General features: G+C 63.4%; 15 protein-coding genes. 4 read left to right on the forward strand and 11 right to left on the reverse strand.

The window, feature by feature from the left end; translation table 11 throughout:
- Positions 1-9: 9 nt before the first annotated feature.
- Positions 10-819, reverse strand: coding sequence for a ComF family protein (locus AC1RQ5_RS05700; RefSeq protein WP_398475142.1), 810 nt, complete (start codon positions 817-819; stop codon positions 10-12).
- A 178-nt stretch (positions 820-997) separates the two neighbouring features.
- Here AC1RQ5_RS05700 and AC1RQ5_RS05705 point away from each other — a divergent pair, with 178 nt between their 5' ends.
- Entirely contained in the window at positions 998-1,870 is an 873-nt protein-coding gene (locus AC1RQ5_RS05705; protein WP_493197557.1) for a methyltransferase domain-containing protein, read from the forward strand.
- Between the two features lie 122 nt (positions 1,871-1,992).
- Here AC1RQ5_RS05705 and AC1RQ5_RS05710 read toward each other — a convergent pair whose 3' ends face one another.
- The 3 genes from AC1RQ5_RS05710 to AC1RQ5_RS05720 form a co-directional block, all read right to left on the reverse strand.
- Positions 1,993-2,391, reverse strand: a complete 399-nt coding sequence (locus AC1RQ5_RS05710; protein WP_398475138.1) for a (deoxy)nucleoside triphosphate pyrophosphohydrolase — start codon at positions 2,389-2,391, stop codon at positions 1,993-1,995.
- Positions 2,388-3,635 carry a bifunctional glutamate N-acetyltransferase/amino-acid acetyltransferase ArgJ gene (argJ, locus tag AC1RQ5_RS05715; RefSeq protein ID WP_398475136.1) on the reverse strand — a complete coding sequence of 416 codons (1,248 nt, stop codon included), beginning with the start codon at positions 3,633-3,635 and terminating at the stop codon, positions 2,388-2,390. Before argJ ends, AC1RQ5_RS05710 begins: the two co-directional genes overlap by 4 nt.
- A gap of 248 nt (positions 3,636-3,883) precedes the next feature.
- On the reverse strand, positions 3,884-4,198 hold the full coding sequence (locus AC1RQ5_RS05720) for a hypothetical protein (protein ID WP_398475134.1): 315 nt from the start codon (positions 4,196-4,198) through the stop codon (positions 3,884-3,886).
- Positions 4,199-4,388: 190 nt separating this feature from the next.
- Between AC1RQ5_RS05720 and AC1RQ5_RS05725 the strand changes: the two genes are divergently transcribed.
- Entirely contained in the window at positions 4,389-4,874 is a 486-nt protein-coding gene (locus AC1RQ5_RS05725) for a hypothetical protein (protein ID WP_493203320.1), read from the forward strand.
- A 33-nt stretch (positions 4,875-4,907) separates the two neighbouring features.
- On the opposite strand, the gene AC1RQ5_RS05730 is transcribed toward AC1RQ5_RS05725, so the two are convergent.
- The 7 genes from AC1RQ5_RS05730 to AC1RQ5_RS05760 all read right to left on the reverse strand — a co-directional run bounded on the left by AC1RQ5_RS05730 (position 4,908) and on the right by AC1RQ5_RS05760 (position 13,919).
- Complete coding sequence (locus tag AC1RQ5_RS05730) at positions 4,908-5,909, reverse strand: Bug family tripartite tricarboxylate transporter substrate binding protein (protein ID WP_398475130.1); 1,002 nt, start codon at positions 5,907-5,909, stop codon at positions 4,908-4,910.
- Positions 5,910-6,273: 364 nt separating this feature from the next.
- Entirely contained in the window at positions 6,274-7,254 is a 981-nt protein-coding gene (locus AC1RQ5_RS05735) for an NADPH:quinone oxidoreductase family protein (RefSeq protein ID WP_493197559.1), read from the reverse strand.
- 4 nt (positions 7,255-7,258) lie between these two features.
- Positions 7,259-8,260: a Bug family tripartite tricarboxylate transporter substrate binding protein gene (locus AC1RQ5_RS05740; RefSeq protein WP_493197561.1), complete on the reverse strand. Its 1,002-nt coding sequence runs from the start codon at positions 8,258-8,260 to the stop codon at positions 7,259-7,261.
- A 109-nt stretch (positions 8,261-8,369) separates the two neighbouring features.
- The gene (locus tag AC1RQ5_RS05745) at positions 8,370-9,602 is read right to left on the reverse strand and encodes an MFS transporter (protein WP_493197563.1); all 1,233 of its coding nucleotides are present in this window, start codon (positions 9,600-9,602) and stop codon (positions 8,370-8,372) included.
- 246 nt (positions 9,603-9,848) lie between these two features.
- Complete coding sequence (locus AC1RQ5_RS05750; RefSeq protein WP_493197565.1) at positions 9,849-10,820, reverse strand: TAXI family TRAP transporter solute-binding subunit; 972 nt, start codon at positions 10,818-10,820, stop codon at positions 9,849-9,851.
- A gap of 40 nt (positions 10,821-10,860) precedes the next feature.
- On the reverse strand, positions 10,861-11,817 hold the full coding sequence (locus tag AC1RQ5_RS05755; RefSeq protein ID WP_493197567.1) for a TAXI family TRAP transporter solute-binding subunit: 957 nt from the start codon (positions 11,815-11,817) through the stop codon (positions 10,861-10,863).
- A gap of 71 nt (positions 11,818-11,888) precedes the next feature.
- On the reverse strand, positions 11,889-13,919 hold the full coding sequence (locus tag AC1RQ5_RS05760; RefSeq protein WP_493197569.1) for a TRAP transporter permease: 2,031 nt from the start codon (positions 13,917-13,919) through the stop codon (positions 11,889-11,891).
- Between the two features lie 192 nt (positions 13,920-14,111).
- Here AC1RQ5_RS05760 and AC1RQ5_RS05765 point away from each other — a divergent pair, with 192 nt between their 5' ends.
- Positions 14,112-15,068 carry a TAXI family TRAP transporter solute-binding subunit gene (locus AC1RQ5_RS05765; RefSeq protein ID WP_493197571.1) on the forward strand — a complete coding sequence of 319 codons (957 nt, stop codon included), beginning with the start codon at positions 14,112-14,114 and terminating at the stop codon, positions 15,066-15,068.
- A complete protein-coding gene (locus AC1RQ5_RS05770) occupies positions 15,068-15,580 on the forward strand; it encodes a tetratricopeptide repeat protein (protein WP_493197573.1) in 513 nt (170 codons plus the stop codon). Before AC1RQ5_RS05765 ends, AC1RQ5_RS05770 begins: the two co-directional genes overlap by 1 nt.
- Positions 15,581-15,643 lie beyond the last annotated feature (63 nt).

The following is a 15,643-nucleotide window of genomic DNA, read 5'->3' on the forward strand; positions in this document are numbered from 1 at the left end:
GTCACAAGATTATATGGGACCGGCATGGGCCTCCACAACCCGGGCGAAGACCAGCAGGTCCACCTGGGACGCCTTGGCCCGCAGCAGCGCGCGGGCGCAGGCGTCGGACGTGGCACCCGAGGTCAGGACGTCATCGATCAGGACGACCCGGCGGCCCTGGACCTGATGCCGGCGCTCCGGCGGCACCTTGAACGCGCCTTGCACATTGGTCGCGCGCTGGGCGCGTGACAGGCCGATCTGGTGCTCGGTGGGGCGAACACGGCGCAGGGCATCTTTTGCCACAGGCACGCCGCTGGCGCGGCCGATCGCCTGCGCCAGCGCGCCGGACTGGTTGAAACGTCTGCTGAAGGCGCGGCGCCAGTGCAGCGGGACCGGTACGATCACATCGGCTTGATCGAGCAGCTCATGACCGGCGCGCGCCATCCAGCGGCCCATGGTGGGGGCGAGATCGGTGCGGTCGTGATATTTCAGATGATGCACGAGGGTGCGCGCCACCTCGTCATAGCGCACAGCGGCGCGCGCGCGAAAATAGGCCGGCGGCGCGGCGATCGCCTGCATGGACAGGATGTCGGGTCCGGGATCGTAGACGAAGGGAATGCCGAGCCGGCTGCAAAAGGGTGGCGCGATGAAGGAAAGCTGACTCCAGCACGCCGCACAGACACCGTCGCCGGCGACCGGTTCCCGGCAGGCCACGCATTGCATGGGGAGCGCGATGTCGAGCGCAAGGCGGGCGGATCGGGTGATGGCGCGCTGGCAATAGTGAAGCGCGCCGCGCAGGCGCGCGGGCAGGGACCACGGTGCTGATGCTTCGCTGTCCATGGATGGAGGTTATTTCGGCTTTTTCCTTTGCTCAAGCACTCCTCCGTCCCTCATCCTGAGGAGCCGCGAAGCGGCGTCTCGAAGGATGGCCGCAAGCTCGAGCCAGGCCAGCTCATGGTTCGAGACGCGCGCAGGCGCGCTCCTCACAATGAGGGGCGGGAGTGTGGGATTGCCCCTCATGCCGCCAGAGCGTACCAAGCGCGCCATGAACCAGCCGCACGCCGCCCCGATCCTGTTTGACCGCACGCTTCTGCGCGCACGGCAGGCGCGCGCGTTGAGGCAGGGCGCCGAGACCTTCCTGCTCGATCGTGTCACCGAGGACATGAGCGATCGCCTGCAGGCGGTGTTGCGGCAGTTCAGCAACGGTGCCGATATCGCGACACCTGGCTACGGGCTTGCTGATGCGCTCAAGGATCGCGTCGCTTCGCTCGCGCATGTCGATGTGCCCGACGATGAAAGCCGTGGCCTCGGCCTCGCGCCGGCCTCGCTCGATCTCGCGGTGTCCGCGCTCGGTCTGCATCTCGTTAATGATCTGCCCGGCGTGATGGCGCAGGTGCGGCGCGCGTTGAAGCCCGACGGCTTCTGGCTCGCAGCGCTGCTCGGCGGCGATACGCTGACTGAATTGCGGCAATCCTTCGCGGCGGCCGAGGCCGAGCTCGACGACGGCATCTCGCCGCGTATCGCGCCGATGGCCGATCTGCGCGATGTCGGTGCGCTGTTGCAGCGGACCGGCTTCGCGCTCCCTGTCACCGATGTCGATCGTGTGGTGGTACGCTACAGCAGCGCCTTCGCGCTGATGCAGGATCTCCGCCGCATGGGCGCGACCAATATCCTCAACGAGCGCCGCCGCACGCCGCTGCGCCGCGCGACGCTGCTGCGCATGGCGCAGATTTACAGCGAGCGCTTTGCCGATCCCGATGGGCGCATCCGCGCGACCTTCGATATCATCTGGCTGTCCGGCTGGGCGCCGCATGAAAGCCAGCAGAAGCCGCTGAAGCCGGGATCGGCAAAAGCGAGTCTGGCGGATGCGGTGAGGGGGATGAAGCCGTAGGTGCGTCGTAGGATGGGTTGAGCGCAGGCGCGTTAGCGCCGGAGCGATAACCCATCAGCGGAGCCTGCCGCGCCCGCGGAACAGCATGGGTTTTCGCTTCGCTCAACCCATCCTACAAGCGCCTACAGCAACCCCGTCAAATGCGGGATCAGCGGAATATCCGCGGCCGGCATCGGATAGTCGCGCAGCTGGTTCGGCCGCACCCATTTGAGGTTCTGGCCTTCCTTCGAGATTGCAAGGCCTTCCCAGCGCCGGCAGATATAAAGCGGCATCAGCAGATGAAAGTCGTCATAGGCATGGCTGGCGAAGGTGAGTGGCGCCAGGCACGCTTCCTTCACCGTGATGCCGAGTTCTTCGTGCAGTTCGCGGATCAGCGCCGCTTCCGGCCGTTCGCCGGGCTCCAGCTTGCCGCCGGGAAATTCCCAGAGGCCAGCCAGCGTCTTGCCTTCCGGCCGCTGTGCGATGAGCACGCGGCCGTCGGCATCGATCAATGCGGCGGCGACGACGAGGACGAGCTTCACGACCGGTAGTCGCCATTGATGGCGATGTATTCCTTGGTGAGATCGCAGGTCAGCACGCGGTCGCGGGCCTTGCCGAGACCGAGGGCGACCTTGATCTGGATCTTGTCGTTCTTCATCGCATTCGACACTTCGGTCTCGTCATAGGACGGATCGCGCGCACCGGATTTGGCGACGCGGATGCCGTTGAACGAGATCGACAGCTTGTCGCGATCGGCGCGCTCGCCCGCCTTGCCGACGGCCATCACCACGCGGCCCCAATTGGCGTCTTCGCCGGCGACCGCCGTCTTCACCAGCGGCGAATTGGCGATGGACATGGCGATTTTCCGCGCAGCGACCTTGGTGGTGGCGCCTTCGACGACGACCTCGATCAGCTTGCGAGCGCCTTCGCCGTCACGCGCGGTCTGCTCGGCGAGATCGGCCAGCAGCGTCTGCAGCGCCTTCACGAACGGTTTCAGCCGGATATCGCTGGCCTTGGTGATCTTTGGCGCGCCCTGGGCGGCCGCCGCGCCGGTGGCGAACATCATCAGCGTGTCGGAGGTCGAGGTATCGCCATCGACGGTGATGGCGTTGAACGTATCGGTGACGCCAGCCTTCAGCAGTGCCTGCAAGGCCGGCGCGGCGATCGGCGCATCGGTGAAGACGAAGGACAGCATCGTCGCCATGTCCGGCGCAATCATGCCGGAGCCCTTGGCGATGCCATTGATGGTGACCTTCGCCTTGCCGAGCTTCACCGTGGCGGTGGCGACCTTCGGGTAGGTGTCGGTGGTCATGATCGCCTTGGCGGCGTCCATCCATGCGTCCGGCGTCGCCGTCTCGGCGAGGTCAGCCAGCACGCCGTTGAACTTGGTGGCGTCGAGCGGTTCGCCGATCACGCCGGTGGAAGCGAGGAAGATCTCGTTCGGCTTGCAGCCGACGGCTTTCGCCGCGATGTCGCCGGTGAGTTTTGTCGAGGTCTTGCCGGTCTTGCCGGTGAAGGCATTGGCGTTGCCGGAATTCACCACCAGCGCTTGCGCCTTGCCGCCCTTCAGCACCGCACGGCACCATTCCACCGGGGCCGACGGGCACTTCGATGTGGTGAACACGCCGGCCGCCGTCGTGCCCTTGTCCATCACTGCCAGCAGCACATCGGTGCGGCCCTTGTAGCGGATGCCAGCGGCAGCGGTGCCGAGGCGAACGCCTGCGATCGGCGGCAGCGTCGGAACATGGGTGGGAGCAAGGGGCGAAACGGGGGACGGTTTGGCCATGGGCGCTTTCAGCTTTCAGTCAAAGATGACGCGCTCTCTATCATCTCTCGTACGCACGTGGGAGAGGCGATTGCCGTCATCTCCCTGTCATCTTGCATCGGGCGTTTGAGCGCTATGGATAGTGCTCGGCCTGCATGGTTCGAGACGCCCGCGTTGCGCGCTTCTCACCATGAGGGTCTTCTATCGCATCACTCTCTGCCCTCATCCTGAGGAGCGCGTATTGAAGGATGACCGAGGCATGCACGTGCTCAGCCCGGGCCGAATTTGAAGCGGCCATCGTCTTCGAGGAACGGGCCGCTGCGCATATAGAGCTGGCCGTTTTCGCCGATGAAGAACAGCGTGTTCTTTGGCACCTTCTTCGCACCCTTGAGCAGGAACTTGGCGTTGTTGGTGCCCATGCGATAGGCGAAGGTCTTGCCGGTGGCGTCATAGCCATAGCCCATGTCCGGCGTCAGCACCCAGGGCACTGCGCCCGAGGCCGGCGCTTGTGCGTGGGCAGGCACGGTGAAAGCTGCGGCTGCGATCATGGCAATGGCGAGCAAGGTGGAAGCGCGCGCAGACATCCGAAATCTCCATTGAAAGAGCTGGCAGGTCTCATCGATGCATCCTGCAGCTGTGCTCTGAACAAATCACGAACGCATGCGCGTCGTCAACAAGGCGCGTGATCTGGATCAATTTGCCATTTCGCGCGCGCTGCGACACGACTATCTTTCACCACAAGGCGATGCCGGTGCGATGGCCGCGGCGATGGGGATGATTCGAATGCGTGGTGTCTGCAAAGGAATGTTTGTCGCTGGCCTGATGGCGCTCGCGCCCGGGATCGCGCAGGCCGACGAGTTCAAGCTCAGCCAGAACCAGCGCATTTCCTGCGGCCGCGGGCTTGCGCCGGGCAAGCTCTCGACGGCGACGTGCCGTTCCTATGCGTATCTGTTCAATGCCACCACGTCGGAATATTTCCGCTGCAGCGTCTCGCTGTCGATGACCCGCGATGCCAAGGAAGTCATCAACGTCCAGACCGATGGCAGCTGCAGCAAGAAGGCGCGGATCTTCGATACGGATGGCGCCTATTCCTTCGATGTCGCGGAAACCGAGCCGCCGAACACGAATTCGTTTTTTGGCACCGGCGGCGTGGCGCTGTGGGTCAGCGACGACAAGGCGCGGAAACTGCGCGGCTGCGTGACGATCCCGTCGGGTATTGGTCCCGACGTGTCACGCTGCGTGGATATGAAGCTGGACTAGCCGGCGCGATTGCGCCGGCCATCCGGGTCACGGTTACTCCGGCTTGATGCCGGCGAACTGGGCGACCTTGGTCCATTTCTCGATTTCCGACTGGATGAACGCATCCATCTCGGCCGGCGTGCCACCGACCGGATCGGCACCGAGCTTGATCATGCGGGCCTTGCCATCGTCCGACTTGACGAACTTGTCGATCGAGGCACTGAGCTTTCCAACGATCTCCTTCGATGTCTTGGCAGGTGCTGCGACGGTGAACCAGGAGGCTGCGTCGTAGCCCGGGACGCCGGCTTCGGCGATCGACGGAAGGTCCTTCATCGGCTCCCAGCGCTTGGCGGTGGAGACGGCCAGTGCGCGGATCTGGTTGCCTTCTGCAAAGGTCTGCGCGGCGGGCAGGTTGTCGATCATCACATGGACGCGGCCGCCGATCAGGTCGGTCAGGGCCGGCGCGCTGCCCTTGTACGGCACATGGGTCAGCTTGACGCCCGTCATCGACTTGAACAATTCGGTGGCGAGATGCGCGGTGGTGCCGAGACCCGGCGAGGCATAGAAATATTCGTCCGGCTTGGCCTTGGCCAGGTCGATGAATTCCTTCACCGACTTCGCCGGCATCGAATTGGTCACCGACATCAGGTTCGGCACCTTGGCCAGCACGGATACCGATGCGAGGTCCTTGCCCGGATCGAACGGCATGTTCTTGAACACGAGCTTGTTGGTCGCGTGCACGCCAGGCGCACCGACCAGGAATGTGTAGCCGTCGCCTTCCGCCTTGGCGACGAAGTCGGCTGCGATATTGCCGCCGGCACCGGCCTTGTTCTCGACGATGAATTGCTGGCCGTATTCTTCGCTCAGCTTCTGCGCAACGACGCGTGCGAGAATGTCGGTGGTGCCGCCAGCGGCGAAGGTGACGACGAACTTGACCGGTTTGGTCGGCCATTCGGCTGCGCTGGCACGACGGCCGATCAGCGGCAGGGTGCCGAGAGCGGCAGCGCCGCCGAGAATGACGGAACGGCGGGACGGAAAGCGGGTCGGCGAAGTCATTTCAAAGTCCTCTGCATGGACGGACTGGCACATGCGTCAGCGTGCCATCCGGAAGGCGATGTGGTGATGCTGGGTGTCAACAGCCGGCGATCGGTAGTCATCCGGCGATGGGATGTGGCTGCGAAGCGCAGTTGATGCCCTGAAAGTCTGCCGAACGCGCAGGCCCTGTCTTAACTCCCGATCATGTGCTCGTTCTTTGCAGAACGCGTTGCAGCAAAGGTAATCCGCTGCACGGAATGTTACCAGTGCAATGCAACACCATCCTTAAGCAATTGGCACTACACGCGCGTGACTGCGTCCGAAGGTCGCGTTCTCAGTGTCCGCTGGACGAACGTGCTGCGTGGACATGACATTTGGATAGTCGTCAGCGCGGAAACACGATCACCGGCTTGCCGACATTGCCGCGCGTCATCAGCTGCTCGAGCACCCATGGGGCTTCGTCGAGCGGGTAGGTCGCTGTCGGCCGCGGGGTGATCTTGCCGCTGCTCACGAGGTCGGCCAGACGCTGCATCACGGGTGCTGCATCGGCGGGGTTGTTGCGCACATAGCCGCCCCAGTCGACGCCGACGATGGACGACCGCTTCAACAGCGGCAGGTTCAGCGGAATGCGCGGGATCTCGCCGCCGGCAAAGCCGACCACGAGGTGGCGGCCGCCGGGGGAGAGGCAGCGGAACGCCGTCTCCGACCAGGCGCCGCCGACGGGATCGTAGATGACGGTGAGCGGGCGCCCGGCCAGTTCAGTTTCGAGGGTCTTGCGCCAGTCAGGCTGGCTGTAATTGACGGTGAGATCGGCGCCGCGTGCGCGGCAGGAGGCGAGCTTGTCGTCGGATGATGCCGCAGCGGCGACGGTCGCACCGAGCCCCTTGGCGATGTCGATCGCCGCGAGGCCGACGCCGCCGGATGCGCCGAGCACAAGCACCGTCTCGCCTGCGCGCAACTGGCCGCAAGTCTCCAGCCCGTAGAGGCCGGTGCAGTAGTTGAGCAATGCCGACGCGGCGGCGTCCGAGCTGAAGCCATCGGGCAGCTGCATGCAGGACGTCGCCGGCACGGCGATCTGCTCCGCCAGTCCGCCGTTCGGCGACAATGCGGTGACACGCTGTCCCATGAGTTCTGGTGAGACGTCGCTGCCGATCGCGATGATCAATCCGGCGACCTCGCTGCCGGGAATGAACGGCAGCGGCTTCTTGACCTGATAGCCGCCACGCACATGCAGCGCATCGACATAGCCGAGGCCGGCGGCCTCGACCTGAATGATCACCTCGCCGGCACTAGCGCTCGGCGCCGGCACATCGGTCAGGACCAGATCGCGGGGATCGCCATAGGCATTGCAGACGATCGCCCGCATGCCGTCACTCCGGCTTGATGCCGGCGAACTGGGCGACCTTGCCCCACTTCTCGGTTTCCGACTGCACGAAGGCATCCATCTCGGCCGGCGAGCCGCCGACGGGATCAGCACCGAGCTTGATCAGGCGCGCCTTGCCGTCTTCCGACTTGATGTATTTGTCGGTGGAGGCATTGAGCTTGGCGACGATGTCCTTCGGCGTCTTGGCCGGAGAGGTGATCGTGAACCACGACGCCGCGTCGTAACCGGGAACGCCGGCTTCGGCGATGGTCGGGATGTCCTTCATCGGCTCCCAGCGCTTGGCGGTGGAGACGGCGAGCGGGCGGATCTGGTTGCCCTCGGCGAAAGGCTGCGCGGCCGGCAGGTTGTCGATCATCACATGGACGCGGCCGCCGATCAGGTCGGTCAGCGCGGGCGCACTGCCGCGGAACGGCACATGCGTGAGCTTCACGCCGGTCATCGACTTGAACAGTTCGGTGGACAGATGCGCGGTCGAGCCGAGGCCCGGTGTGCCGTAGAAATATTCGTCGGGTTTTGCTTTCGCGAGCGCGATGAATTCCTGCACCGATTTGGCGGGCAGCGAATTGGTCACCGACATCAGGTTCGGCACCTTCGCGATGATGATGACCGACGAGAAGTCCTTCACCTGATCATAGGTCATGTTCTTGAACACGAACTTGTTGATCGCATGCGTGCCCGGCGTGCCGACCAGGAATGTGTAGCCGTCGCCCTCGGCCTTGGCGACGAAGTCCGCGGCAATGTTGCCGCCGGCGCCGGTCTTGTTCTCGACGATGAACTGCTGGCCATATTCTTCAGACATCTTCTGCGCGACGAGGCGCGCGAGAATGTCGGTGGTGCCGCCGGCGGAAAACGGCACGATGAATTTCACGGGCTTGGTGGGCCATTCGGCCGCACTGGCGCGACGGCTGACCAGTGGCAGGGTGCCGAGAGCAGCAGCGCCGCCGATAATGACAGAGCGGCGGGACGGAAAGCGAATCGAAGACGACATGTCCAACAGTCCTTTGCGATCGAGTCCCTGCGGGACGATTTGCGCGCAAGCTACGCTGCAGTCCCACAGGTTGCTACAGTAATAGCGTACCATCCTTAAGCATTAGGTACTAACGCGGATGACCTGCGCCGTTCGGCCGCGTCTCCGGCATCAGCATGATGAACAGCACGAGCCCAATCGCTGCGACGCCGGCGAGCGTGAGGAATGCAGCGCTATAGCCTGCAACGACGATGATGACACCTGCGACGAAAGTACTAAGCGCGCCACCGAGTCCTGCGGCCGTGGCGATGGCGCCCTGGCTGACATTGAAATGGCCGGTGCCTTGCGTGAGATCGGCGACGATCAGCGGAAACAGCGCGCCATAGATTCCGGCGCCGACGCCGTCGAGCAATTGCACACCGACCAGCCAGTAGGGATTGTCGCTGAGCGGATAGAGCGCGCCGCGCAGGATCAGCACGGCAAGCGCGCAGGCAAACATCGGCTTGCGCCCCCAATTGTCCGCCTGGCGGCCAACCACGATGGCGACCGGGACCATCACGAGCTGCGCCGCGACGATGCAGATCGACATCAGCGTCGTGCCGAGTTCGTTGTTCACCAGCGCGAGTTTCTGTCCGACCAGCGGCAGCATCGCAGCATTCGAGAAATGAAACAGCACGGTGGCGGCGGCGAAGACCAGCAACGGCTTGCAGGTGAGCAGCACGCGAAAGCCTGATGGCTGATCGTCGCTCGGAGCGTCCGGCGGTTCGAGGTCGTGCAGGCCGCGGGCGACCTGATGGTCGATGGCATCGGCAGGGATCGCCAGCATCGCAGCAACGCTGGCCAGGGCCATCGCCGCCATCAGCCAGAACACGACGACTGGGCCGAAGAAGTAAGCCAGGCCCCCGGCCAATGCGGCAGCGACGGCATTGCCCGCATGGTTGAACGCCTCGTTGCGGCCGATGCGCCGGGCAAAGGCGCGGGGGCCGACGATGCCGAGCGTGATCGCCGCCAGCGCCGGTGCGAAAATCGCAGCCGCAATGCCGGTCAATGCCTGGGTGGTCGCGACGAAAAGGAAGCCGGGATAGAGCGGCAGCACCACGGAGCCGATCGTGACGATGATGGCTGCGATGATCACGGCGGCGCGCTTGGCCGTCGTCTTGTCAATGAACGCGCCTGCCGGTGTCTGCGCCAAGATACCGGCGATGGCCGCCACGGACATCACGGCACCGATCGAGGCTTCATCCCATTTCTGCACGGTAAGCAGATAGATCGCGAGATAGGGGCCGAGTCCGTCGCGGACATCGGCGAGGAAGAAGTTGAGTGCGTCGAGCGGATGCTTGGTCGTCTCGTTGGCGGAATGCACGGGATGGCCTCACGGCACATGAGGTGCCCGGCAGGAAACATGGCGGTGGGGATTCTGGTTCCGCGGTAAAACGAACTCAACCGTCATTGCGAGGAGCGCAGCGACGAAGCAATCCAGAAAGCCAAGAGAAGGAAGAGCTGGATTGCTTCGCTTCGCTCGTAATGACGGTTGAGCCAACCTGTAAGCCAAAACAAAAGCCGCGATGTTTTCACATCGCGGCTTCCAGTCAGGTCGTACGAGCCAGTCTTACTTGCCGATGCCCTTTTCCTTGAAATATTTCAGGGCACCTGGATGGAACGGCACCGGCGAGCGCTCCTGGATCTGGTTGTCGAGCGAGAAGCTCTCGGCTTCCTTGTGCACGGCGACGATGTCGGCCTTCTTTTCCACCAGCGTCTTGACGATGTTGTAGGCGTCGTCGTCCTTCATCTTGTCGTTGGTGACGATGATGTTCCAGACTTCGGTATTGGCGTTGTCCTTCTCCATGCCGGGATAGATGCTCTTGCTGATCGTTGAAGCCGAATACAGCTTGCCATATTTAGCGTTCATCTTGTCGGCGAGTTCGGCGTGGTCGATCATCTTGATCTTCATGCCCGGCGTCGCGGCAAGGTCGGTCACCGCTGCTGTCGGCACGCCGCCGACCCAGAAGAAGGCGTCGATCTTGCGGTCCTTGATGGCGTTGACGCTTTCGGCGACGCCAAGACGCTCGCGCTTCAGGTCCTTGTCCTTGTCGAGGCCGCCGGCCTCGATGACGCGGAACGCCATCACTTCGGTGGCGCTGCCGGGCGAGCCCGTGGAGACGCGCTTGCCCTTGAGGTCCGAGAATTTCTCGATGCCGGTACCTTCCACCGTCACCACATGCATGCGGTTCGGATAGACGACGAGCAGGGTCTGCAACGGCACCTTGCCGCTCTTGAACTTGTCCTCACCCTTGAAGGCGTCGAGCGCGGCATCCGCCATGCTGAAGCCGAGTTCGCTCTGGCCCGAGGCGATCAGCTTGAGGTTATCGACGGAACCGCCGGTGACTTCCGCCGTGGCCTGGGTGTTCGGCAGGGCCTTCGACAGCACATTGGCGATGGCGCCGCCGAGCGGATAATAGACGCCGCCGGTACCGCCGGTGCCGATGGCAATGGTCTTCTGCTGGGCGATGGCTGCACCCGCGAGACCTGCGGTGGCGACCAGGGCCACGGCGATGGTCGATTTCTTGAAACGCTTGAACATGATTTTTCCTCTCCTCCAGTTTTTCATGATGTCGCGGTGATCACTTCACCGCGCCGACTTCCTTGAGATATTTGAGCGTGCCGGGATGATACGGCGCCGGCGACTCCGCGGCCGTCTGCGTGGCGAGATTGATGTTCTCGGCTTCTTTATGGACGGCGACGAGATCGGCCTTGTTCTCGAAGATCGCCTTGGTGATCGCATAGGCCGTCTCGTCCGACATCTTGTCGGTGGCCATGATCTGGTTCCAGGCGGCAAAGCCCTTGCTGTCGGTGGTCTGGCCGGGATAGCTGCCGGCCTTGATCACGCTCGGTGCAAAGATCTGCCCGTATTTCTTGACGATCGGCTCCAGCAGATAGTCGATGTCGATCAGCTTGATATGAACGCCCGGCGTGGCTGCGAGATCGACCACCGCGGCGGTCGGCACGCCGCCGCCCCAGAAGAAGGCGTCGATCTTGCGGTCTTTCAACGCTGCAGCGGATTCCGCGACGGACAGGCGCTCGCGCTTGACGTCCTTGTCCTTGTCGAGGCCGGCCGCTTCCAGCAGGCGGAAAGTCTGCGCCTCTGACGCCGAACCCGGCGCGCCGCCGGAGATGCGCTTGCCCTTGAGGTCGGCGAATGTCTCGATCCCGGTGCCGGCGATGGTCACCACATGCACGGGGCTGGAATAGACGGCGACGATGGTGCGCAGCGGCACCGGCTTCTTGAATTTCTGCTCGCCCTTGATGGCGTCGGAGGCGACATCGCCGGTCATGAAGCCGAGATCGGCTTGTCCGCTTTCCAGCAGCTTGATGTTATCGACGCTGCCGCCCGTCACTTCGCCGGTGGCCTGGGTGTGCGGGAGTTTCTTGGACAGCAGGTTCGCAAGGCCGCCGCCGAGCGGATAGAAGATGCCGCCGGTGCCGCCGGTCGCAATCGCGATGGTCTTTTCTTGCGCCGTTGCAGGATTCGCTATGCTGGCGATGCCGAGCAGAGCGAATCCGAGAGCCGTCCATTTCATCGTTGCACTCCCAGAAGTTGGCGGCGCTGCTTATCTGCAGCGTCCGCTGGTCTTGTTTTTCTTGTCGTCTCCTATGCCGTCACTGGCTGGGTGCGCGTGCGCATCTGCCAGAGCAGGACGCCGAGACCGATGATCAGGCCTGGCAAGAATGTGTAGCTGATGTCGCGGCCGATGATGCTTTCGATGATCGCCTCGATCAGGCTCGGAAACACCAGCAGCAATCCCGATAGCAGAAGCAACCCGCGCTCGATCGGCGTATTTTGTCGCAGACCCCAGTTCTGCGCGCAGGCCGCGAGCGCCAGCAGGCCGCAGGTGGTCTTGAAGGTGATCTCGACGATGTCCACCCACGAGCCGCCCTTGGGGATCGACAGCAGCAGGCCGACGCCCTGGGGATCGCAGACGAAGACGAATGGCACCAGGAAGGCCGGCAGCGTGTACTTCCAGGATTGCAGCGTGGTGCGATAGGGGTCGCCGCCGGTAATTGCGGCGGCTGCGAAAGGCGACAATGCGGTCGGCGGCGAGACTTCCGACAGCACGGCGTAATAGAAGATGAACATGTGCGCGGCGTAATCGGGCACGCCGAGCTTGATCAGCGCAGGGGCCGCGATCACGGCGCAGATGATGTAGGACGCGGTCACCGGCACCGCGAGGCCGATGATCCAGACGATCAGCGCCGTATACAGCGCCGTCAGTAACAGGCTGCCGCCGGCATAGGCGATGACGATGGAGGAGAATTTCAGGCCAAGCCCGGTGAGCGTGACGACGCCGACCACGATGCCGGCGCAGGCGCAGGTCGTGGCGGCGTTCAGCGCGCCGATCGAGCCTTCCGACAGCGCCTTCACCAGCTTCTTCGGCATCAGAGCCGTGTCCTTGCGCAGGAAGCTCAAGGCAAAGGTGACGACGATTGCGTAAAACACCGACAGCGCGGGCGAGAAGCCGATCACCATGAAGACGACGACGGCCAGCAGCGAGATGAAGTGGAAGCCGTAGCGCTTGGTCATGGTGCCGAGGCCAAGCTCGGGCGTGATATTGACGTTCTTCGCGCCAAAGCGCTTGGCGTCGATCTCCACCATGATCAGCAGCGACAGGTAGTAGAGAATGGTCGGGATGGTCGCCATCCAGATCACGTCGAGATAGCTGATCTTGAGGAATTCAGCGATCAGGAACGCGGCAGCGCCCAGCACCGGCGGCGACAGGATGGCGCCAAGACCACCGGCCGCGAGCAGGCCGCCCGCGGCATTCTTCTCGAAACCAGCCTTTTTCAGCATCGGCGCGGCCACGGTGCCGATCATGACGGTGGTGGCGACGCCGGAGCCCGACGGGCCGCCGAGCAGGAACGACGACAGCACCACGGTGCGGCCTGCCGCATTGGGCTTGTTGCCCATCAGCGCCAGCGAGAAATCGATGAAGAACTTTCCGGCGCCGGATTGCGCGAGGAACGCGCCATAGATCGTGAACAGGATGATCAGCGTCGCCGAGACGTCCACCGCAACGCCAAAAATGCCTTCCAGCGTGATGAAGAGATGGCCGACCAGGCGCGGCAGGTCATAGCCGCGATGGGTCCAGGGCGCCGGCAGATGCGGGCCGAGCATGGCATAGGCGATGAAGAAGATGGAGACGACCGGCATGATCCAGCCGGTGGTGCGGCGCGTCGCTTCCAGCAGCAGCAGGATGAAGACGACGCCGACGATCACGTCCATCCGGTCGGGCAGGGTGGCGCGGTCGGTAAAATCCTCGCCGCCCCACAGCGCATAGACGATGGTGGCAATGGCGATGATGCCGGGCAGGATGTCCCACCAGCGCAGACGGTCACGGAACCGCTTGGCGACGGGGAACAGCAGGAAGGCGAGGATCAGCGTGAAGGCGACATGGATGTAGCGCAATTCCTGCGTCGGCACGATCGCATAGGCGGCATAGAGGTGGAACAGGCTCATGCTCACGGCGATGCCGGTGCAGATCAGGCCGGCCCAGCCGACCAGCCGGTTGGCCGCGCCTTCCTCGGCTTCGATCAGCTCCTCGACCTTCTGCATCGTCGCGTCGGAGACAATCTCCGCCTCGACGATTTTGTTGACATCGGTCGCGTGCGCTTTGTCGTCAGCCATGTTTCTTCCCTCGGGATTTTCCCGCGAGCCGGATTTGCCGGCCTTATTAGTTTTAATGCGCCGCATTCATGCCGTTTTGACCGGCTGGCGCAAGGGCTTACCGCTGAAACTTTCGTCGGCTTGCGGGGCCTCGCGTGCGTTGCGGCGATGTGCGGATTGACCACTCGTTGTGCACGGTCCACCCTTTGAACGATGACATATCGAACCACAGGAAACCGACGCTGCATTGCAGCGCTAGCGGTTATGTTCGCCCTGTGGGCAGCGCCGGCGCGCGCCGAGCCGATCGCCGTGCTCACCGGCGGCAGTTCGGGCGTCTACTATCCGCTCGGTGTCAGCATCGCGATGGTCTATGCGGATATCCCTGGCGCCAAGGTGCTGGTGGAGACAACCGATGGTTCGGTCGAGAACCTGATGCGGCTGCAGCAGGGCACTGGCCAAGTCGCCTTCGCGCTCGGCGACGCGCTGATGTCCGGCTGGCGCGGCGATGCCGAGGCGGGTTTTGCCGGCAAGCTGGATCGCCTGCGCGTCATCGGCGCGCTCTATCCGAACTACATCCAGATTGTCGCGACCAAGGCGAGCGGCATTCGGTCGCTCGCGGACCTGAAGGACAAGAGCCTGGCCGTCGGGGCGGAGAAATCGGGCACCGAGCTTGAGGCCCGCGCGATCTTCAAGGCGGCAGGCATGAGTTTCAAATTGCTCAAGCGTGTCGAGACGATCCCCTTTGCGGAATCCACCAAACAGATGATCGAGAACAAGCTCGATGCCTCGCTGCAATCCGCCGGCCTCGGGGTCACATCGATCAAGGAACTGACTGACAACAGCGACACGGTGCTGGTACCGGTCCCGTCATCGGTGGTGAGAAAACTCGGCGCGCCGTTTCGCTCTGCCACCATTCCGGCGGACACCTATCGCGGTCAGACAAAGCCGGTGCCGACTGCGTCGGTGATGAACTATCTGGTGACCAGCACGGCTGTGAGCGATGAACTCGCCTATCAGATGACGAAAGGCCTGTTCGATGCGGTGGATGAACTTGCCGTTGCCCATCGTGCCGGCCATGAGATCAAGCTCGCCACGGCGGTGAGCCGCAGCCCGGTGCCGCTGCATCCGGGCGCGCTGCGCTATTATCGCGAGAAGGGCCTGATCAAGTAATGCGACTGCCGATCTATTTTATTGCTGCCATCTATCTGCTCAGCTCATTCAATGCCAATGCGGCTGTCGATACCGATCCGGAGACGCCGCCGGTGCCGAAGGTCGATACGGCGCCATGCTTCGCGGCGATCGCGGCCGTCGATGACGACAGGATCATTGCCATTTGTGGTGACCTAATCAGCAACGAGAAAGTGGCAATGGCCGACCGCCTGAAGGCAGCGAGTGCACGTGGCGCCGCCTATGCGCGCAAGGATCAGCTCGACCCGGCCATCGCCGATTACGATTCGGCGCTGAAGATCGATCTGTCACGGCCCGACCTGCTCAATGCCCGCGGCGAATTGCTGCGCAAGAAGGGGGACCGCCCGCGCGCCATCCGCGATTTTGGCGCGGCGATGAAATTGGATCCGCAGAATGAGGCGGTGCGCGCCAATTACAAGGCGCTGGCGCAGGAAATCGAGCGCATGGGCGCGAAGATGTCGGTGCAGCCACAACCAAAGGCGCCCTTGAAATAGCTGCGCATCGCGTGACAATCAGGAGGCAATAACCCCGGTATCGATAACGGGGACGGGAGAGAC

The sequence above is a fragment of the Tardiphaga sp. GW821-FHT12E02 genome, assembly GCF_058807155.1.